The following is a 19,597-nucleotide window of genomic DNA, read 5'->3' as shown; positions in this document are numbered from 1 at the left end:
TCCTTCAGGGCCGGGTCAGCGGGTCGTAGGCGTCGGGCCGGCGGTCGCGGTAGAAGGCCCACTTGCGGCGGACCTCGTCGACGAGGTCCAGGTCGAGGTCGCGCACCAGCAGCTCTTCCTCGGTGTCGCTGGCGGGTTCGCCGACGAACTGGCCGTAGGGGTCGACGAAGTAGCTGGTGCCGTAGAAGTCGTTGTCGCCGTACTCCTCGACGCCGACGCGGTTGATGGCGGCGATGAAGTACTCGTTGGCCACGGCGGCGGCCGGCTGCTCGAGCTTCCACAGGTAGGACGACAGGCCTCTGCTGGTGGCCGAGGGGTTGTAGACGATCTGCGCTCCAGCCAGCCCGAGCGCGCGCCAGCCCTCCGGGAAGTGCCGGTCGTAGCAGATGTAGACGCCCACCCGGCCGGCTGCGGTGTCGAAGACCGGCCAGCCGAGGTTGCCCGGACGGAAGTAGTACTTCTCCCAGAAGCCCGGCAGGTGCGGCAGGTGGTGCTTGCGGTACTTGCCGAGGTAGGAGCCGTCGGCGTCGATGACCGCCGCGGTGTTGTAGTGGAAACCCGGGCCGTCGACCTCGAAGACGGGCACGACGACGACCATCGACAGCTCGCGCGCGAGCGCGCACATGCGCTGCACGGTCGGGCCGTCCGGGACCGCTTCGGCCCAGCGGTGGTGCTCGTCGTCCTGGACCTGGCAGAAGTAGGGCGCGTTGAAGACCTCTTGGAACCCGATGATCCGCGCACCTCGCGCGGCGGCGGCTCGGGCGTGCTGCTCGTGCGCGTCGACCGTGCTCGCGGTGTCACCGGTCCACTTGGCCTGCACGAGAGCAGCGCGGACGACGTTGGCCATCAGCGGGCCACCTCCTCGCTCGGGACCTCCCGCCGGACTTCGGGCGGGGTGTCACCGAACGTAGGCCCGCCGTCGTGCACCCGCAATCACCGATCAGGCACTCCCGGTGACGGTTCGGCCGTGCGCGAGGGCGCTGCGAGGGAGGACGCGGTCCAGGGCCGCGGGGGAATTCGCTCGACCGGCTCACGCGCCGGTGTGTCGGGCTACTCCCACCAGGGGCGGTAGCCGACGCCGTGCTTGTTGGCGCGGTCGAGGTCTCGCCGCATGGTGCGGGTGTCGCGGGCCACGCCGGGCGGGAAGCCGTGCTTGATGGCGCGGTGCTCGCCGGTTTCGCCCATGTAGCACAGCGAGTAGAAGAGGCCGACCAGCACGCCGAGCGCCAGCGCGCTCAGCCGGATCCACATCGGACCGGGCACCAGGAGGACCACGACGCAGAACGGGGCGAGCTGGGTCAGGGCGCGGGCGAGGTGCCTCCACACCCACGTGCGGCAGGTGACGTCGTGGAGCACCCACTCGGCGCACCGGTCCGGCAGCTTGCCGCCGAAGGCGTACCACACCCACTGCGCCGGGTTGGGGCGTGACGTCGGCGCGGGCGGGGTGGTCGCCATGGGTCCAGGCTAGTCCTCGTCGAAGTGCTGCGCGGCCGTCCGTTCGGCGGCCGCTGCGCATCGTACGACGCGTTGCTGAACGACATGACGCGGCCACGGAGAGCGATGTGCGTCACATTCGGGTGGTTTTGCGCCACCCTGACGGGGGTAACGCGTCCCTCGAGTAACGGGGCTTCGCGAGAGCTCGATATCGCAGGCAGACAGGGGAGGAAACGTGTTCGTCGTCGTCGTGGCAATGCTGTTGGTTCTGGTTCTGGGGTTCGTGATGTTCACCGACGCGCTGGACGGCACCGGGTCCATGAGCACCCGGCGGGGGCTCAAGGAGATCGTGGCTCAGGTCAAGCGCAGCGTCCGCTTGGGCGGATGAGCGAGCACCGGCCCGCCGTCAGGCGGGCCGGTGCCGTCGCAGGGGGTTGTCAGAGCAGTCCGCGGTGGGTCAGGTTCGTGATGAGGGAGCGCACGCCGAAGTCCCACCGCGGGCACTGCTCGCTGCGGTTGACCCGGTTGGCGAGGGTGCCCAGCTTCGCGGTGGAGATCCGCACCACGTCACCGACCTCGTGGGTGAAGCCCTTGCCGGGCGCACCGCGGTCCTCGGTGGGGGCGAAGAGGGTTCCGGTGTAGAGGACCAGCCCGTCCGGGTACTGGTGGTGCGCGCCCAGCGCGGCGGCGGCCAGCTCTTCCGGGTCGCGGCTGATCTCGCGCATCGAGCTGAGCCCGTCGAGGACGAAGCCGTCCCGCCCGCGCACCTCCAGCCGCACGTCGAGCTGCCGGACGTCGTCGAGGCCGAACCCGTCGTCGAACAGGCGCAGGAAGGGCCCCAGCGATGCCGAGGCGTTGTTGTCCTTGGCCTTGGGCAGCAGCAGCGCGCTGCGGCCCTCGACGTCGCGCAGGTTGACGTCGTTGCCCAGGGTGGCGCCCACGATGGTGCCGTCGCTGCGGATCGCCAGGGCCACTTCGGGCTCGGGGTTGTTCCAGTCCGAGCCCTCGGCGATGCCGATCTGCGCGCCCGCGCCGACCGCGGACAGCAGCGGTGCCTTGGTGAAGATCTCCGGGTCGGGCCCGAGCCCGACCTCCAGGTACTGCGACCAGAGGCCGTCGCGCACCAGCACGTCCTTGACCGCGCGCGCCTCGGCCGAGCCGGGCCGCACCGCCGCGAGGGTGCCGCCGATGGCGGATTCGACCTGCTCGCGGATCTCGGCCGAGCGGGTCACGTCGCCGGCGGCGCGCTCCTCGATGACGCGCTCGAGCATGCTCTGCACGAAGGTGACTCCGGCCGCCTTGAGGACCTGCAGGTCGGCCGGTGCCAGCAGCTTCGGACCCGGTTTGTCGCGCAGGGTTTCGGCCAGCACGTCGAGCAACGACCAGCTCTTGCGGGGCGCGGCCGTGCGGGCGAGCGCCACGGGATCGCGGTGCTCGAGCAGGTCGGTCAGGGTCGGTGCGGTGTCGGTGAGGTCGATCAGCTCGTCGCCGCGCACGGCGACCACGGCAGGCCCGCCCTCGTCCGGGTCGTGCAGTCGACCGACCAGCACGGCCACGTCGTGATCGGTGGGCAGCAGGTCACGGGCATCGTCGAGCAGATTCACTTCTCACCTCTCGTTCGGCTCGCCGGGAACATAGCGCTCCGAACACCGCGCTCCACCCCCTTCTCGAGCGGGTGGTCCCGCCGCGGGCGGAGATCCGACCCGCTCCCCGACGGTGCTGGCGAGATCGCGCGGCGGTGACGTAGGGTTCGACCTGCCTTCCTTCACTCATTCGGGTGATGGATCTTGGTCGGAATGGATCATTCAGCAGTGGGGTGAGTTGTAGTGGGCAGGTCGTCGTTGGCGCGGACCGCACGAGGGCGCCACCGGCGTGGCATCGCGTGGCGGTACACCGCACCGGTGCTCGGTTACACCACCGCGGCGGTGCTGGCCGTCATCGCCGTCACCAGCGCGCACTACTCGCAGACGCGCGCCGAGCAGGCCGCGACGCCGGACCCGGCCAACGCGGCGCGTGCGCAGGCCTCCGCGCCGACCCGGCAGTACTTGCCGCAGCTGCAGCCGGGCGGCACCGGGACCGCTCCGCCGGTCGTGCCGATCGCCCCGCCCGCACCGACTTCCTCGGCCCAGGCCTCACCGCCTCCGGCCGTGACCACCTCCACGGAGCGCGCGGCCCCGGAGACCACGGCGAAGCGCCGCTCGCCGACGTCGACCTCGGCCTCGCGGACGAGCACCCCGTCGGCCACCAGCACCCCGGAGCCGACCAGCGAGCCGACGCGGACCTCCCAGCCGGCTCCGCCGCCGGAGACCTCCCAGCCGACGCAGACCTCCCAGCCGACGCAGACCTCGGAGCCGACGCAGACCTCGGAACCCTCCCAGCCGTCCGAGCCCGGCGAGACCCCGGAGCCCACCCAGCCCTCCGAGCCGAAGCCGGGCCTGCTCCCGCTGGTCGGTGGTGTGGTCGAGGGCCTCACCGATCCGCTGCTGGGGCGCTGACGCCGCTCGCGGGACCCGCGCACCGGTGGGATCGTTGATCCCAGGAGGTGCCGGCCCATGGACACGGTCGCGATCACCGGTGGCACCGGCCACGTGGGACGCCACTTGGTGCGCTCGCTCAAACCGACGCACCGCACGCGGGTGCTCACCCGCCACCCGGGCACGGACGCCGAAGTCCAGTGGGTGGCGGGCGATCTGGCGACCGGCGAGGGCGTGGAAGAGCTCGTCACCGGCGCTCGCACCGTGGTGCACGCGGCGACGTGGTCACCGATGGCGCAGCGCGGTCTGCCGCATCCGGCGGACTTCTGGCGCAGCCCACCGGACGTCGACGTCGACGGCACCTCGCGGCTGCTCGAGGCCTCCGCGGCCGCGGGCGTCGAGCACTTCACCTACGTGTCGATCGTCGGCGTGGACCGCCCCGCGCTGCCCTACCTGCGGCTCAAGCACACCGCGGAGGAGCTGGTCAGCGTCGCCGAAGTGCCGTGGTCGATCGTGCGCGCCACCCAGTTCCACTGGTTGCTGGACCGGATGTTCGGACGGGCCGCCCGGCTTCCGGTGCTGCCCTTGCCGGCATCGCTGCCGACGCAACCGGTCGACGAGGCAGACTTCGCCGCCTACCTCGCGACCTGCGTGACCGAAGGACCGGCCGGACGGCGCCCGGACTTCGGTGGCCCCGAGGTGCTCACGCTGGGCGAGGCGGTGCAGACCTGGCAGGAGGTGCGCGGCGGCCGTGCGCGCGTGATCACCGTTCCCGCGCCGAAGCGCTTGCGGCGCATCGCCTCCGACTGGACTTGCCCGCACGACCGGCACGGGCGGCGGACCTGGGCGGAGTGGCTGCGCGACCACCCCGCCCAGTGAGCTGATCAGGCGATCTTGACCAGCATCTTCCCGGTGTTGTCGCCGCGCATCAGCCCGAGGAACGCGTCGGGGGCGTTGCGCAGCCCCTCCACGACGGTCTCCCGGTAGCTGATCTTGCCCTCGGACAGCCAGCCGCCGACCTCCTTGAAGAACTGGTCCTTGAGGTGGGCGTGGTCCATGACGATGAAGCCGCGCACCTTCAGGCGCTTCTGCACGATCATCATCATGTTGCGCGGGCCGGGCTCCGGCTTCTCGTTGTTGTACTGCGAGATCATGCCGCACTCGGCGGCGCGGCCGTAGTCGTTGAAGCAGAAGATCGCGGCTTCGAGGTGCTCACCGCCGACGTTGTCGAAGTAGACGTCGATGCCCTCGGGCGCGGCGTGCGCGAGCTGCTCGCGGACCGGACCGTCGTGGTAGTTGAAGGCGGCGTCGAAGCCGACCTCGTCGAGCAGGTACTTGACCTTCTCCGCCGAGCCCGCGCTGCCGATGACCTTCTTGGCCCCGCGCAGCTTGGCGATCTGGCCCGCCAGCGAACCCACGGCACCCGCAGCACCGGAGACGAACACGACGTCGCCCTCCTTCTGCTCGGCGACGTCGACGAGGCCCGCGTAGGCGGTCATGCCAGGCATGCCGAGCACGGAGAGGTAGGCGCTGGGCGGCGCGATGTTCGGGTCGACCTTGGTCGCGTGCTCGGCCGGGACCACGGCGTAGTCGCGCCAGCCCAGCTGGTGCAGCACCAGGTCACCGGACTGGAAGCCCTCGGCGTTGCTGCTGACGACCTCACCTACGGCGCCGCCGTCGAGCGCCTTGCCGACCTCGAACGGGGGCACGTAGGACTTGCCCTCGTTCATCCGGCCGCGCATGTAGGGGTCGACGCTCATGACCAGGTTGCGCACCAGCAGCTGCCCCTCGCCCGGCTGCGGAGCCTCCACCTCGACGAACTCGAAGTTGTCCATCGTCGGCAGCCCCTGCGGCCGGGACGCGAGGCGGATCTCCAGACCCTTGCTCATGAACTGATCCTTTCATCGGAACATTTTCCTTCTCCGGACTCTACGTCGCCGTCCGCGGGCCGACCACGAGGCCTTGATCATGGCCGGTCACGGGTGCGGCCCCGAGCGCGCAGCGCGGCGTTGGGCAGGGCGGGCGCGGGCAACGGCGGGGCGTGGTGGCCGTGCACGACGCCGAAGCGCCCCGGCTCGTCGAGCGCCCGGCGATTCCGCTCCCACTCCGCGCGGGCTTCGGCGACCTCCTCGTGGCTGCGTCCCACGAAGTTCCACCACATGACGATCTGCTCCTCGAACGGCACTCCGCCGAGCAACATCGCCCTGCCCCGCCCGGCGGCGGTGATCGTCACCGCGTCACGACCGCTGCCCACGTAGAGCATGTCGCCGGTGCTCACCTCGTGCCCGTCGACGGTGATGTCCCACAGCGCCAGCACGGCGTGCTCGAAGTGGGCCTCGACCGGGATCACCATCGTCGTGCCCGGGTGCACGCTGAGCTCGGCGCCCACCAACGCTGAGTAGGTAGTCGCGGGCGAGGTGCCGCCGAGCAGCGAGCCCACCAGCACCGTCGCCGTGCCCTCCGGAGTGCTGATCACCGGCAGGTCGGCGTGGTGCTCGAAGTGCGGGGCGACACCGCGTTCCTCGCCCGGCAGCGCGATCCACAGCTGCACGCCGTGCAGGACTGCGGAGTGGTCGGCCGGGGACTCCTCGGAGTGCGCGATGCCGCGGCCCGCGGTCATCAGGCTCAGCCGGCCCGGTTCGACGAGCTGCGTGCTGCCGACGCTGTCGCAGTGCAGCACCTGCCCGTCGAGCAGCCAGCTCACGGTCTGCAGGCCGGTGTGCGGGTGCGGCGGGACCTGCATGCCGGGCTGCCCGGTGATGTCGGCCGGCCCGTAGAAGTCGGCGAAGCACCAGGCTCCGACCATGCGGCGGTGACGGTTGGGCAGGGTGCGGCCGACCAGCATGGCCCGAGGACCGCCCAGCGGGACCTCGCGCGGCCGCAGCAGCTCCGGTCCGGGCGCGGCGGTGGCCACGCCTCCGCAGCGCAGTTCGTCCGGTCGGCTCTCGACGTTGCTCACGCACCCCAGCCTCCTCCGCGGGCGGCCGGGACGCACACCACCCCGCCGGACGTCCCCGGACCCGCCCGTCGTGATCGGACACCTCGGCCTGCCCGCGCGTTAGGCTCGTCGGGTCGTCTACCGACGGGAGCACGTCGTGAGCACCGAGCCCGTGATCGAGGACAACCCCGCTGCGAACCGGTTCGAGGTCCGCGTGGGCGGTGAGCTCGCCGGATTCGCCGAGTACAAGCTGCGGGACGGCCAGATCTCCTTGCTGCACACCGAGGTTGGCGAGCAGTTCAGCGGCCAGGGCGTCGCCGGCGCGCTGGTGCGCGGCGCGCTCGACGAGGCCCGCCGACGCGAGCTGGCGGTCCTGCCCTTCTGCCCGTTCGTGCGCGGCTGGATCGCCAAGCACCCCGACCACGTCGACCTGGTGCCCGCCGACCGCCGCCCCGAGTTCGAACTCTGAAGCCGAACCCCGTGCGCACGGCCGCCTCGCGAGGCGGATCCTCCGACAGGAACTACGCTGGTGCCGTCCACCGTCGCATGATCAGGAGTCCCTCTCGTGTCCGACACCCCCCCACGTCGCAGGCTCGGACGCCACGGTCCGGAGGTCAGCGCCCTCGGTTACGGCGCGATGGGCCTGTCCGGCGTCTACGGCACCGCTGACGACGCCGAATCGGCGCGGCTGCTCGACCAGTTGCTCGACCTCGGGGTGAACTTCCTCGACACCGCCGACGTCTACGGCGACGGGCACAACGAGAGGCTCATCAGCGGCCTGCTGGCCCAGCGGCGCGACGAGGTCGTCCTGGCCACCAAGTTCGGCGCGAACAAGGAGACCGGCGGCGGCAAGCCGGACTACGTGCGGCAGGCCGTGGACGCGAGCCTGTCGCGGTTGGGCACCGACCACATCGACCTCTACTACCTGCACCGGCTGGACAAGACCACGCCGATCGAGGAAACCGTCGGCGCGATGGCCGAGCTCGTCGAGACCGGCAAGATCAAGCACATCGGCTTGTCGGAGATCAGCGCCGCCACGCTGCGCCGCGCGCACCAGGTGCACCCGATCACGGCGGTGCAGCAGGAGTACTCGCTGTTCACCCGCGATCCCGAGTCCGAACTGCTGCCGGCGACCCGGGAGCTGGGCGTGAGCCTGGTGGCCTACTCCCCGCTGGGTCGCGGGGTGCTCACGTTCACCAGCGTCTCCGACGTGGAGAACCTCGAGGCTCGCGCGAAGCGGTACCCGCGCTTCGAGGAGGAGAGCCTGCAGCGCAACATCGAGCTGACCCGGCCGCTGCGCGAGCGCGCCGAGGAGCTCGGCCTGACCCCGGCGCAGCTGGCGCTGGCGTGGTTGCTGGCCCAGGGCGAGGACGTCCTGCCGATCCCGGGAAGCCGCCGCCTCGACCGCGTCGAGGCCAACATCCAGGCCGCCACGACCACCCTGAGCCCGGACCTGGTCGCCGAGCTCTCCGACCGGTTCCCGCCCGGTGCCGCCGCGGGCGAGCGGTACCACCCCGACGGCATGTCCAGGTTGGACCGCTGACCGCCGGTGCCGGGACCGGCCGCTGTTCGGCGCCTGCGCGACCTCACCCCTGCGCACGGCGTGGGCGCCGAGCAGCGGCTCCTCCGCGGGAACCGCTGCTGCGGCGCCGCACCGGGACGCGCTCGGCGTGAAGCCCCCAGAGCCGACGACGCGACTCCTCACGCCGCTTTGCGCCCCCGCACCGACACCATCGTCGGCCCGCGCACGACGAGCTCGCACGAGGGGTCGTCGAAGGTGGCGATGACCTCGTCGACCTGAGCCTGCTCCACCAGGCCGGCCTCGATCATCCGGTCCCGCAGTTCTTGGAAGTTCTTCTGCCAGCTGGGGATGTCGGGCATCCGCCGCGGGAAGGCGACCGCTTCGGCGTCCACGTCGGTGAGTCCCGATTCGCGCAGCATGCGCGGCAACCGGTCCCCCAGGTGCGGGTCCGCGCCGAGCAGTTCCACCAGGGCCGCGGGTGCGGCGGCGACCGTGCTCCAGGTGCTGTCCGGCGGGTCCGACATCGGCAGCGTGCCGAAGTCGCACTCCTCCACGAGCAGTGTGCCGCCGGGCTTGAGCGCCGCGACGAGCTTGTCGAGCACGGCTCGCTGGTCTCGCTGGTGAACCAGCACCAGCCGCAGGGTGATCAGGTCGAACACGGATTCGCCGAACGGGTCGACGCTCACGTCGTGCCGGAGGACTTCGAGGTTGGCCGCCTTGAGCCGCTGCAACCAGGTCGTCTCCAGGTCTGTGGCCACGACCTGGCCGCTGTCGCCGACCCTGCCGGAGAGCCACTGCACCACGGTTCCCGATCCGGCCCCGACGTCCAGGCAGTCCCAGCCCTCGGTGACGCCGCACTCCGCCAGCCTGCGGAAGGTCAACCGGTCCCACACCTGCGCCTGGGCGCGCAGACGTTCGTGCTCGACTCCTCGGCGGTGTTGAACATGTAGTGCTGTGCCGTCATGCCGTCCAGGCTCCCGAGAAGAGCTGACTCGCGGCATCCGTAAACGCACGGATTCTTCGGCGGCTCAGTCAGCGCGGTGGGACGCAATCGAACCGCCGCGCGAGGACCCATGCCATGAGCTCGTTCCTGCCGCCCAGGGCGGGCTTGGTCTTGAGGCTCTCGACGTGGGATTCGACGGTGCGCCGGGAGAGGACGAGGGCGGCGGCGATCTGCTCGTTGGTCTTGCCGTCGCCGACCAGTTCGGCGACCTCGCGCTCCCGCGGCGACAGCGGGCGGTCACCGGCGGTGGGCTGCTGCAGTGCTTCGGCGATCAACTGCTCGGTCGTCATCGCGGTGCCTTGGCGCATCAGCCGGTCCGCGCTCCGCCTCCCGAGCTGCTGCCGCGCGCGTTCGAGGCAGGACTCGGTGAAGGGCATCGTCGTCAGGGGCATGGTGCAGCCTCGCTCGCTCACGGCGCGGGCTGCGCCCGCGAGCCGCAGCGACGCGCGGAACCGCCCCTCGTTGCAGGCCAATCCGCTGGCGGACCACAACCAGTCGGAGTCGTCGACGAGCTCGCCGGCCTCACCGATGTCGGCCAGCAGGACACGCAGGTGCGCGCGGTGCGTCGCCGTGTCCCCGGTGTTGGCCGCGGCGAAGGCGATCCCGATCCGGGCGGTCGCCTCCAGCGCGGTGCTGCGCTGGACCCGGTTGGCCGCCAAAGCTTCTCGGGAGGCCCGGTCGCAGTCGGCCCACTGGGCCGTGGTGGCCTTGGCCAGCGCCAGCACCGTCCACGCCCACCCCCGGCCCACGTCGTCCAGCTCGGCGTGCAGCTTCACGCTGCGCTCGCTGAGCTCCAGGGCCCGCTCACCGTTGCCGGCCGAGCACTCCACGAGCGCGAGGTTGCGCAGTCCGGTGGCGATCCGCAGGCGGTCGCCGAGAGAGCGCGCGAGGGAGAGGCCGTCACCGAAGTACCTCCGCGCGCCGTCGTTGTCCCCTTGCCGCCAGGCGAGCCGGCCGAGGCGGGCGGAGGCTTCGCCCCGGGTCCGCTCGTCGCCCGCTCCGCTGTCGAGCAGTCCGCTCAGCCACGCGCGCCCGTCGTTGACCAGCCCGTGCAGTTCGCAGAAGTAGGCCAGCGCGGTCGCCAGCCGCAGGGCCAGGTCGCGGTCGTGCTCGCGCGCCCAGGCCAACGCCGCCAGCAGGTTGTCCTCCTCGCGGCACATCGTGAGCAGGTGACGGCTGCGGTCCTCGCGGCGGAGCCCGACGTCGCACCGCTGCGCCAGTCCTGCGTAGTGCTCGGCGTGGCCAGCGCGGGTCCGCTGCTGCTGGTCGGCCCGCCGGGCCAGGGCGGCGAGGCCGTACTCGCGGACGGGTTCGAGCATGCGGTAGCGCATCGCGGGGCCCGACCGGGTCGGCCAGCACCAGCGAGTGGTCCACCAGCGCGGTCAGGTCCGCGAGCAGCGCCTCGGACCCGACCACGGCTTCGGCGGCCTCGAGGTCGAACCCACCGGCGAAGACCGACAGCAGCTCGAACAGCTCCTGCTGGGCGGGGCTGAGCAGCCTGTGGCTCCACGCCACGGTCGCCTCCATCGTGCGCTGCCGCTCGTCGGCGACCGTCCCGTCGGTGCTGGTCAGCATCGGCAGGATGGTGTCGAGGCGGTGCAGGACCTGGGTCGGGGTGAGCACCCGGTTCCAGGCGGCCACGAGTTCGATGGCCAGCGGAAGGCTGTCCAGCCGGCGGCAGATCCGCCGCGCCTCGCGGTGTTCGACCGCGCCCGGCTCGAAGCCCGGGCTCACGAGCCGGGCGCGGTCGGTGAACAACGCGAGCGCGGACTCCTCGTCCAGGGGCGGCACCCGGAAGGTGCGTTCCCCGGTGATGCCCAGCGCGATCCTGCTGGTGGCCAGGACCCGCAGTCCCGGGCAGCCGAGCAGCAGCTGGTGCACCAACGCGGCGACGGCGGGGGCGAGGTGTTCGCAGTTGTCGAAGACGAGCACCGCGTCGGTGTCCGCGAACGCCTCGACGAGAGCCTCGGTCTCCGTCGACCCGGTCTTCTGGGCGACGTGCAGCGCGGAGGCCGCCGCGCCCGGGACGGTGTCGGGGTCGGTGATCGGTGCCAGGGGCACGAACCACCCGTCGCCGACGATCTCGCCGGCGAGGCGGGTCTTCCCCGCTCCCGGCGCACCCACCAGCGTGACCAGGCGTGATTCCCGGAGCAAGCCGGTGACCTGCTCGACTTCCGCGGTGCGCCCGAAGAACCGGGTCAGTGGCACCGGCACACGTCCCCGCTCGATCGCGACCACCCCCAGAGTCGCTCCCACCCTCGCGCCGGGAAAGCCGGAGGTCAACCGACCGTCGCGCCGAAGAGGACCCCGAGCAGGTAGGTGACCGCGGCGGCTCCGAGTCCGATGGCGAGCTGGCGGACGGCCCTGGGCAGCGGGGCGGCGCCGGACAGGACGCCGACGGTGGCTCCGGTGAGCATCAGCGCGATGCCGACCAGGACGACCGCGAGCACGACGGCCAGGACGCCGGTGAGGCCGGCGGCGAAGGGCAGGACGGGGACGAGGGCGCCGGAGGCGAAGAACACGAAGCTCGACAACGCCGCTCGCATGGCCGTGCCGACCACCTCGTGGCCGTCGGTGGTCTCGCTCGACCTGTCCTGCCCACCGTGGGCGTCCTCCGCGGTGGGCTCCGCCCCTTCGTGCCGGGCGGGCAGGTTGAGCTGGATCTTGCTCAGCAGGGCGTCGGCGCGGCGGTGGGCTTCCTCCTCGTCCATGCCTCGGGCGCGGTAGACCAGGGCCAGTTCGTTGGCGTCGAAGTCGAGGTCGGCGACCACGGCTCGGGCCCGGGGGTCCGGGCGCGCGGCGGAGAGCAGCTCGCGCTGGGAGCGCACGGAGATGTACTCGCCGGCGCCCATGGACAGCGCCCCGGCCAGCAGTCCTGCCAGTCCGGTGAGCAGGACGACGTCGGAGGGGACGTTCCCGCCGATCACGCCCAGCACCAGGGCCAGGTTGCTGACCAGGCCGTCGTTGGCGCCGAAGACCGCTGCGCGGAACGAGCCCGACACGCGGGCCCGGCCGCGGGCTGCCAGGGCGCGGACGACCTCCTCGTGGATGCGTTCGTCGGCGGCCATCGAGGCGGGGACGTCCTGGTCGTAGCGGTACGGCGAGCGGCTCTCTGCCCGCTGGGCCAGGGCCAGGACGAACACCGAGCCGAAGCGGCGGGCGAGGGCGACGAGGATGCGCATCCGGAACTGGCCGCGCCGGTGCGGTCCGATCTCGTCGCCGAGCAGGCCCTCCCAGAAGCGGGCGTGGCGCTCCTCGGCTTCGGCCAGCCCCAGCAGGATCTCGCGCTCCTCACCGCTGCGGCGGGCGGCCAGGCTCCGGTAGACGCGGGCTTCCTCGCGCTCGTCGGCGAGCCGGCGCCGCCAGCGGCGGATCGACCGGCTGTCGGTGATCTTGTCCTGCACGCGTGCAGCTTCCCAGCGCCCCAGCGCCACCACCAGTCGACGCGGGCGGTTCCTCGGCGGTCTTCCCCCGGCCGGCGGCACCCGCGGGGCCGGAGTGACACGCGTGACCCCGTCGCGTGACGGACGAGGCGGGTGTGGGAGGTAGGGTTCCTGCGGCACGCCGGGCGGACCGACGGAGGCTGATCGCATGAACCGCAAAGCCGTGACCGTGATCGTCGTTGTCGTGGTGCTGGTCTGCGGATCGTTGCTGGTGCGCGACCCCGTGTCGGCCGCCGAAGCCGTGCGCAACGCCGTCACCACCATCGTGGAGGCGCTGACCACCGTGGTGAGCTCGCTGACGACCTTCTTCCAGGCGCTGTTCCACGGCAAGTAGCACACGGTTTCGGCTGCTCACCGGCACAGGGCGGAGTAATCTGGGTCGGCAATGTCGTGAATTCCGGCGATGCCTGGAGTCGACATGAGCAAGCTGACGCAGCCGACGAAGCCGGAGAGCAGGTTGTCCCGGTCGGTCGCCGAAGGCGCCGACGAGCTGGACAAGCGCTTCCGGGCGGCTCCGGGGATGAGACGGCAGCTGAACAAGGTCTTCCCCACCAACTGGAGCTTCCTGCTGGGCGAGATCGCTCTCTACAGCTTCATCATCCTGCTGATCACCGGGACCTACCTCGCGTACTTCTTCGACCCGTCGATGGCCGAGGTGACCTACAACGGGGCCTTCACCAACCTGCGCGGTGTCGAGATGTCCCGGGCGTTCGAGAGCACCCTCGACATCTCCTTCGAAGTCCGCGGCGGGATGTTCGCGCGGCAACTGCACCACTGGTCCGCGTTGATCTTCATGTGCGGGCTCACCGCGCACATGTTCCGCATCTTCTTCACCGGCGCGTTCCGCCGCCCGCGCGAGACGAACTGGCTCATCGGCGTCTCGCTGTTCGTGCTCGGCATGTTCGAGGGCTTCGTCGGCTACTCGCTGCCCGACGACCTGCTCTCCGGAACCGGGTTGCGGATCGCCTCCGGCATCGTGCTGTCCATCCCGATCATCGGCACCTGGCTGCAGTGGTTGCTGTTCGGCGCCGAGTTCCCCGGCACCGTGATCATCCCGCGGTTCTACCTGTTCCACGTGTTCGTGCTGCCGGGCCTCATCCTGGCGCTGGTGGCGGCCCACCTGGCGATCGTCTGGTACCAGAAGCACACCCAGTTCCCGGGGCCCAAGCGGACCGAGCAGAACGTGGTCGGCGTGCGGATCATGCCGGTGTTCGCGGTGAAGTCCACCGGTTTCTTCCTCATCGTCACCGGGGTGCTGGCGATCATGAGCGGGATCTTCCAGATCAACGCGATCTGGAACTTCGGCCCCTACCTGGCGGCGCAGGTCTCGGCGGCCTCCCAGCCCGACTGGTACATGATGTGGACCGACGGGATGGGCCGGTTGTGGCCGCCGTGGGAGCTCTACCTGGGACCGTTCACCGTGCCCGCGCCGTTCTTCCCGCTGATCCTCGGCATGGGCCTGGTGTTCACCATCGCCGCCATGTACCCGATGCTGGAGCGCAAGCTCAGCGGCGACGACGCCCACCACAACCTGCTGCAGCGACCCCGAGACTGCCCGGTGCGCACCTCGCTGGGCGCGATGGCGATCACCTTCTTCGTCATCGTGCTGATCTCCGGGATGAACGACATCGTCGCCTTCGTGTTCGGGTTGTCGCTGGACATGATGACCTGGGCCGGTCGCGTCGGGGTGCTGGTGCTGCCGCCGCTCGCCTACTACGTCACCTACCGGCTCTGCCTGGGCCTGCAGCGCGGCGACCGCGAGGTGCTCGACCACGGTGTCGAGACCGGCGTGGTCAAGCGGCTGCCGCACGGCGAGTTCATCGAGGTCCACCAGCCGCTGGGCCCGGTCGACGAGCACGGCCACCCGGTGCCGCTGGACTACCAGGGCGCGCCGGTGCCGAAGAAGATGAACCAGCTCGGTGCCGCCGGACGCTCGGTCCCGGGCAGCCTGCTGCGTCCCGACCCGCCGGAGGAGACCCGCGAGCTGGACGCCGCGCTCGAGCGCGAGGAGCACGAGCAGACCGAGGTGGGCTCCGGTCGACCGCGCCCGCCCGAGGACTGAGGCCGGCCCCGCGCAGGCCGGTCGGGCGCATAGGGTTGCCGCCGTGTCCAACCGGGAACTCGTCGTGCTCGGCACGGCCAGCCAGGCGCCGACCCGAACCCGCAACCACAACGGCTACCTGCTGCGCTGGGACGGGCTGGGGCTGCTGTTCGACCCGGGCGAGGGCACCCAGCGGCAGATGACCTTCGCCGGGGTCAGCGCCAACGACGTCGACCACCTGTGCCTCACGCACTTCCACGGCGACCACTGCCTGGGCGTGCCCGGCGTGCTCCACCGGATGACGACCGACCGGGTGCGGGGCGCGGTGCACGCGCACTACCCGGCCTCGGGGGCGACGTTCTTCCACCACCTGCGCTACGCCTCGGCCTACGACGACTCGGTGCGGCTGGAGGAGCACCCGATCACCCGCGACGGCGTGATCGCGCACGAGGCGGCCGGGACGCTGCGAGCGGTGCGGCTGGAGCACCGGATCGACACCTTCGGCTACCGGCTGGAGGAACCCGACGGCCACCGCATGCTGCCGGAGGAGCTGGCCCGGACGGGCGTGCGCGGACCGGACATCGGCCGGTTGCAGCGCGAGGGGTCGGTCGTGGTCGGCGACCGGACGGTGGAGCTGGCGCAGGTCAGCCGGCCGCGGCCCGGTCAGCGCTTCGCCTTCGTGATGGACACCCGGCTCTGCGACGGGGTGTTCGAGCTCGCCGACGGCGCGGACATGCTGGTCATCGAATCGACCTTCCTGGACCAGGACGCGACGCTCGCCGAGCGCTACCGGCACCTCACCGCCGCCCAGGCCGGTCGGGTCGCGGCCGCGTGCGGAGTCCGCTGCCTGGTGCTCACCCACTTCTCGCAGCGCTACGCCGATCCGCGGCGCTTCCAGGAGGAGGCCGCGGCGGCGTTCGACGGGCAGGTCGTGGTGGCCGCCGACCTCGACCGCGTCCCGGTGCCGCCGCGCCGGTGAAACACGAACGCGCCGCCGGTGATCCATGCCGTGAGCACCCGTGCGCCGTACCGTGTGCCCGTGAGCGATTGCCACCGGATGTGAGGAGCAGGACCGGATGACCAGCGCCGATGTGCTTGTCGATGCGTTCAGCCGGGTTCAGGGAGTGGTGCACGAGGCGGTCGCCGGCCTCGACGAGGAGCAGCTGGCGCACCGCATCGACCCCGAGACCAACTCGATCGCCTGGTTGGTGTGGCACCTCGCGCGGGTCCAGGACGACCACATCGCCGACGTCGCCGAGACCGAGCAGGTGTGGCTGGTGCAGAACTGGGCCGCGCGCTTCGCGCTGCCGCTCGACGAGGAGGACACCGGCTTCGGCCACGACCCCGAGCAGGTGGAGTCGGTGCGCGCCTCCGGCGAGCTGCTGACCGGCTACTACGACGCAGTGCACGAGCAGACGCTGCGGTTCGTCACCGGCCTCAGCGACGCCGACCTGGACGAGGTCATCGACACCAGCTGGTCGCCGCCGGTCACCCTCGGCGTGCGTCTGGTGAGCGTGATCGCCGACGACCTGCAGCACGCCGGGCAGGCCGCCCTGCTCAAGGGGTTCCTGACCCGCACCAGCTGACGCTGGCGGCCCGGACCGCTGGTGCAGGACAATCGCGGCATGAGCGAACGCAAGCCTCCTGGGGTCACGTTCGAGTCGTGGGTGGAACGCCAGATCCGCACCGCGCAGGAACGGGGCGAGTTCGACGACCTGCCCGGTGCGGGGAAACCGCTGCCCGGCGCCGGTGCGCCGCTGGACGAGCAGTGGTGGATCAAGGAGCAGATCCGCCGCGAAGGCATCTCCGGTGACGCGCTGCTGCCCACCTCGCTGCGGCTGCGCCGCGAGGTCGAGCGGCTGCCGGTGACCGTGTCCGAGCTGAGCACCGAGCAGGCGGTGCGCGACGCCGCCGCCGAGCTCAACCGCCGCATCGTGGACCACCTGCGGTTCCCGGAGGGCCCGCGGGTGGCGGTGGCGCCGGTGGACGTGGACGCCCTCGTCGAGCAGTGGCGGGCGCAGCGGGCCACTCCCCCGCCGTTGGCCCCGGCGCCGGCGGCGCACCGCCCCCGGACTCGCCGGCGCGGCTGGTTCAGCCGCTGGTTCCGCCGCTGAACTGCGCTTTCCCACTGTGCGGGCGGTCTTTGACCGGCGCGTCCCGTGCTGCTTCGATCTGGTGGCATGGCATCGGGACCGCTGCTGGTGCAGCGTGCGCACATCGACCTGCTGTGGGTCGCTTCCGCTGCGTGTCCGCGCGGTTGAGCTCCTCTGCTCCCGCCCGTTCACCACTCGCAGCGATGGAGGAACGTGCCATGACGCTGGAACCCGCAGCAGCGGACTTCGTCCCCGAAGACGCCGGTCTCGTCGAAGTCACCGCCCGGTTCGTGGTCAACCGCGAAGACCTGGCCCTGCTGGAACGCGTGCTGACCCGCAACGCCGAGCTGCGCGAGACCATCCCCGCGCAGTCCACGATGGACGGTGCGCCGATGACGCCGCACCTGCGAATCCTGGTGGCCGCCAGGCAGATCGTCAGTCCGGACGGGACTCACGTGCGCCTCACGCGGCTGGAGTTCGACCTCCTCCTGTTCCTGGCCCGCAATCCCGGCCGGGTGCACCACCGCAACACGCTGCTGGCAGCGGTCTGGGACTTCTCCAGCGAACCCCGCACCCGCACGGTGGACGTGCACGTGCGGCGGATCCGCAACAAGCTGGGCCCCGAGCTGGACCTGATCACGACGGTCCGGGGGGTGGGGTATCGGTTGGACCAACCAGACCGCCTCCACATCATCAAGGATTAGCGCTTTGTCGAGGGAACCGGTTTGCTCAGCGGTGCGGGTGGCAGGGCTTGAGCGGCTTCGTGGTCTCCGTGCGCCGCTCCTCGAGCTTTCGAACACGCGTCGTCACGGCGTACTCGCCACGAAACCGCTCAGAACCTGCGGCGGTGCAAGGTGAGTCCCACACCTGGAGAAGCGGCTGCCGCCGGGCCGCCTGGGGCGGCGGGCACGTGGGGCCCGCAGCTGGAACAGGGGGCTTTCGCCGCGGTTCTGAAGTGGACCTGGCCGTTTTCCGGAGCGGCCGGTAGGGGGCGGCTGGGTGCGGGCTCTGGGTGGCTCTGGGTCCGGGTCGTTGACCGCGTGCGGTGTTCGCGCAATCCTGGTGAAGTTTCGTCGGCGAGCCGAACCCGGGTGGCGACATGAGCGTGGTGATCGGCGTGCTGGTGCACGTGCGGCACCAGGACGTCTTCCGCCAGGGCGCGAGCACCACCACCGGCGCCACCCTGCGCTGGGCCGTCCACCGTGAACCGGAGGAAGCCGGTGACCGGCTGCGGGAGCTGGTGGCCGCGCCCGGTGTGGACGGTCTGCTGCTCGGTCCGCGCGCCCACGAGGCCCTGCACGACCAGCTCCCGGCCGAGCTGGCGGTGGCCGTGGTGCGCCCGGGAGCGCTCGAGCTGGCGCTGGCGGTCGCGCGGATGCGCGCCGACCACCCCGAACACCGCCGGGCCAGCATCGACACCTTCGACCAGCACGTGCTCCAGGAGGTCGCCACCACGCTCGGGGTGCGCCACTCCGCCCTGCCGCACCCGCCGGGACAACCGGTGGAGGAGGTCATCGCCCACCACCGGCAGGCCTTGCACCACGGTGGCGTCGTCATCACCCCGCTCCGGGAAGTGGCCGAAGCACTGCGCGCGGAGGCGCCGGTGGTCGAGGTCGAGCTGCTCGCGGCGTCGGTGCGCAGCGCGCTGCAGGACCTCGCGCTGCGGGCGCGCACCGCTCGGGCCGAGGAACACCGCTTCGCCGTGGGCGTCTTCCAGGTCCGGGACGGTGCGGACGTGGAAGGAGCGCGGGACGGGTTGCGCGAAGTCCTGCTCCAGGACCCGCAGCTGGCCGGCGCCTGGGTGGAGGACCGCGGCACGCGCGGAGTCCTGGTCTTCGCGCACCAGGCGCTGCTGCAGCGCGCCACGGCCGACTGGCAGGTGGTGCCGGCGCTGCACAAGGCCGGGGGCAGCATGGACGTGCGGATCGCCGCCGGGTTCGGCTTGGGGGCGTCGGTGCGGGCGGGCATTGCGCTCGCCGATCGCGCGGCGGTGCGGGCCGAGGCCGAGCCGTACTCGTGCGGGTTCGTCATCCAGGACAGCGGCGTGATCATCGGCCCGATCGGGGGCAACGGCCGCCGTGCCGAGTTCTCCTACCGCGACCACGGCGCGGAGGTCGAACGGCTGGCCCACGAGGTGGGGTTGAGCCCGGCGACGTTGTCCCGGTTGGAATCGGTGGAGCGCGAGCTGCACGGCCGCGCGGTCACGCCCAGCGAGCTGGCGACGCTGCTGGGCATCACCGATCCCAGCGGCAGGCGGTTGATCCGCAAGCTCAGCACCGCCGAGCTGGTCACCGCCGAGGGCAGCGCGCAGCCCACCCGCCGCGGCCGCCCCACCCGCCTCTACCGCCTACGCCTCGGCAACGCCCTCAGCCCCCCAGACCCCACCTGCGACTGAGGAGCTCCACCATGCGGCGGAGCCACCCGTCAGGTGCGGACTCGACCGGCACCGCCACTCGAGGCGGCCCGCGACGGCAACCGTTTCGTCAGGTGTGGGAGTCAGCCGGCACCGCCGCCGTTCGTAGCGGCTTCGTGGCGAGTACGCCGTGACGACACGGATCGAATGCTCGAGGAGCGGCGCACGGAGTCCACGAAGCCGCTCAGGTCCTGCCACCCGCACCGCTGAGCACAGCAACCGCTCTTACCCGCTCC

At 71.6% G+C, this 19,597-nt stretch carries 21 protein-coding genes; 13 read left to right on the top strand and 8 right to left on the bottom strand.

Annotated elements, in window-relative coordinates; all coding sequences use genetic code 11:
• Window positions 1-4: 4 nt before the first annotated feature.
• Window positions 5-847 carry a nitrilase-related carbon-nitrogen hydrolase gene (locus tag EIL87_RS00775; protein ID WP_125088169.1) on the bottom strand — a complete coding sequence of 281 codons (843 nt, stop codon included), beginning with the start codon at window positions 845-847 and terminating at the stop codon, window positions 5-7.
• Between the two features lie 203 nt (window positions 848-1,050).
• Window positions 1,051-1,455 carry a DUF5313 family protein gene (locus tag EIL87_RS00770; protein WP_125088168.1) on the bottom strand — a complete coding sequence of 135 codons (405 nt, stop codon included), beginning with the start codon at window positions 1,453-1,455 and terminating at the stop codon, window positions 1,051-1,053.
• Between the two features lie 214 nt (window positions 1,456-1,669).
• Between EIL87_RS00770 and EIL87_RS26680 the strand changes: the two genes are divergently transcribed.
• Window positions 1,670-1,822, top strand: a complete 153-nt coding sequence (locus EIL87_RS26680; protein WP_158628557.1) for a hypothetical protein — start codon at window positions 1,670-1,672, stop codon at window positions 1,820-1,822.
• A gap of 49 nt (window positions 1,823-1,871) precedes the next feature.
• Here EIL87_RS26680 and EIL87_RS00765 read toward each other — a convergent pair whose 3' ends face one another.
• Window positions 1,872-3,038, bottom strand: a complete 1,167-nt coding sequence (locus EIL87_RS00765; RefSeq protein WP_125088167.1) for a fumarylacetoacetate hydrolase family protein — start codon at window positions 3,036-3,038, stop codon at window positions 1,872-1,874.
• Window positions 3,039-3,335: 297 nt separating this feature from the next.
• Between EIL87_RS00765 and EIL87_RS00760 the strand changes: the two genes are divergently transcribed.
• Together EIL87_RS00760 and EIL87_RS00755 are read left to right on the top strand one after the other, a co-directional pair.
• The gene (locus EIL87_RS00760; protein ID WP_125088166.1) at window positions 3,336-3,929 is read left to right on the top strand and encodes a hypothetical protein; all 594 of its coding nucleotides are present in this window, start codon (window positions 3,336-3,338) and stop codon (window positions 3,927-3,929) included.
• Between the two features lie 57 nt (window positions 3,930-3,986).
• Window positions 3,987-4,787: an SDR family oxidoreductase gene (locus EIL87_RS00755; RefSeq protein WP_125088165.1), complete on the top strand. Its 801-nt coding sequence runs from the start codon at window positions 3,987-3,989 to the stop codon at window positions 4,785-4,787.
• A 5-nt stretch (window positions 4,788-4,792) separates the two neighbouring features.
• Here EIL87_RS00755 and EIL87_RS00750 read toward each other — a convergent pair whose 3' ends face one another.
• Window positions 4,793-5,797, bottom strand: a complete 1,005-nt coding sequence (locus EIL87_RS00750; protein ID WP_125088164.1) for an NADP-dependent oxidoreductase — start codon at window positions 5,795-5,797, stop codon at window positions 4,793-4,795.
• A gap of 77 nt (window positions 5,798-5,874) precedes the next feature.
• Window positions 5,875-6,867, bottom strand: coding sequence for a pirin family protein (locus EIL87_RS00745; RefSeq protein ID WP_125088163.1), 993 nt, complete (start codon window positions 6,865-6,867; stop codon window positions 5,875-5,877).
• A gap of 136 nt (window positions 6,868-7,003) precedes the next feature.
• Between EIL87_RS00745 and EIL87_RS00740 the strand changes: the two genes are divergently transcribed.
• Window positions 7,004-7,315 (top strand): GNAT family N-acetyltransferase, encoded by a 312-nt coding sequence (locus EIL87_RS00740; RefSeq protein WP_125088162.1) that lies wholly within the window; start codon window positions 7,004-7,006, stop codon window positions 7,313-7,315.
• A 96-nt stretch (window positions 7,316-7,411) separates the two neighbouring features.
• A complete protein-coding gene (locus EIL87_RS00735; protein WP_267898782.1) occupies window positions 7,412-8,389 on the top strand; it encodes an aldo/keto reductase in 978 nt (325 codons plus the stop codon).
• A 158-nt stretch (window positions 8,390-8,547) separates the two neighbouring features.
• Here EIL87_RS00735 and EIL87_RS00730 read toward each other — a convergent pair whose 3' ends face one another.
• Window positions 8,548-9,369 carry a methyltransferase domain-containing protein gene (locus EIL87_RS00730; protein WP_125088161.1) on the bottom strand — a complete coding sequence of 274 codons (822 nt, stop codon included), beginning with the start codon at window positions 9,367-9,369 and terminating at the stop codon, window positions 8,548-8,550.
• A gap of 31 nt (window positions 9,370-9,400) precedes the next feature.
• On the bottom strand, window positions 9,401-10,690 hold the full coding sequence (locus EIL87_RS00725; protein WP_158628555.1) for a LuxR C-terminal-related transcriptional regulator: 1,290 nt from the start codon (window positions 10,688-10,690) through the stop codon (window positions 9,401-9,403).
• Between the two features lie 277 nt (window positions 10,691-10,967).
• On the opposite strand from EIL87_RS00725, the gene EIL87_RS00720 reads away from it, so the two are divergent.
• Window positions 10,968-11,513, top strand: a complete 546-nt coding sequence (locus tag EIL87_RS00720) for a hypothetical protein (RefSeq protein ID WP_125088159.1) — start codon at window positions 10,968-10,970, stop codon at window positions 11,511-11,513.
• A gap of 137 nt (window positions 11,514-11,650) precedes the next feature.
• Here the strand turns inward: EIL87_RS00720 and EIL87_RS00715 are convergent, their stop codons facing one another.
• Complete coding sequence (locus EIL87_RS00715) at window positions 11,651-12,775, bottom strand: VIT1/CCC1 transporter family protein (protein WP_125088158.1); 1,125 nt, start codon at window positions 12,773-12,775, stop codon at window positions 11,651-11,653.
• Window positions 12,776-12,962: 187 nt separating this feature from the next.
• Between EIL87_RS00715 and EIL87_RS00710 the strand changes: the two genes are divergently transcribed.
• The 7 genes from EIL87_RS00710 to EIL87_RS00680 all read left to right on the top strand — a co-directional run bounded on the left by EIL87_RS00710 (window position 12,963) and on the right by EIL87_RS00680 (window position 19,343).
• Entirely contained in the window at window positions 12,963-13,148 is a 186-nt protein-coding gene (locus EIL87_RS00710) for a hypothetical protein (RefSeq protein ID WP_125088157.1), read from the top strand.
• An 84-nt stretch (window positions 13,149-13,232) separates the two neighbouring features.
• The gene (gene qcrB, locus EIL87_RS00705; RefSeq protein ID WP_125088156.1) at window positions 13,233-14,876 is read left to right on the top strand and encodes a cytochrome bc1 complex cytochrome b subunit; all 1,644 of its coding nucleotides are present in this window, start codon (window positions 13,233-13,235) and stop codon (window positions 14,874-14,876) included.
• Between the two features lie 43 nt (window positions 14,877-14,919).
• Window positions 14,920-15,834 (top strand): ribonuclease Z, encoded by a 915-nt coding sequence (locus EIL87_RS00700; protein WP_125088155.1) that lies wholly within the window; start codon window positions 14,920-14,922, stop codon window positions 15,832-15,834.
• Window positions 15,835-15,931: 97 nt separating this feature from the next.
• Entirely contained in the window at window positions 15,932-16,441 is a 510-nt protein-coding gene (locus tag EIL87_RS00695; RefSeq protein WP_125088154.1) for a mycothiol transferase, read from the top strand.
• A 39-nt stretch (window positions 16,442-16,480) separates the two neighbouring features.
• The gene (locus EIL87_RS00690) at window positions 16,481-16,969 is read left to right on the top strand and encodes a DnaJ family domain-containing protein (RefSeq protein ID WP_125088153.1); all 489 of its coding nucleotides are present in this window, start codon (window positions 16,481-16,483) and stop codon (window positions 16,967-16,969) included.
• A gap of 197 nt (window positions 16,970-17,166) precedes the next feature.
• A complete protein-coding gene (locus tag EIL87_RS00685; RefSeq protein ID WP_233575910.1) occupies window positions 17,167-17,652 on the top strand; it encodes a winged helix-turn-helix domain-containing protein in 486 nt (161 codons plus the stop codon).
• 395 nt (window positions 17,653-18,047) lie between these two features.
• Window positions 18,048-19,343 carry a helix-turn-helix domain-containing protein gene (locus EIL87_RS00680; RefSeq protein WP_125088151.1) on the top strand — a complete coding sequence of 432 codons (1,296 nt, stop codon included), beginning with the start codon at window positions 18,048-18,050 and terminating at the stop codon, window positions 19,341-19,343.
• The last annotated feature ends 254 nt before the right edge of the window (window positions 19,344-19,597 follow it).

Source organism: Saccharopolyspora rhizosphaerae, from assembly GCF_003931915.1.
Lineage (GTDB): Bacteria > Actinomycetota > Actinomycetes > Mycobacteriales > Pseudonocardiaceae > Saccharopolyspora > Saccharopolyspora rhizosphaerae.
The sequence above is the reverse complement of the archived record's forward strand: the minus strand, read 5'-3'. Positions and strand labels throughout refer to the sequence as shown.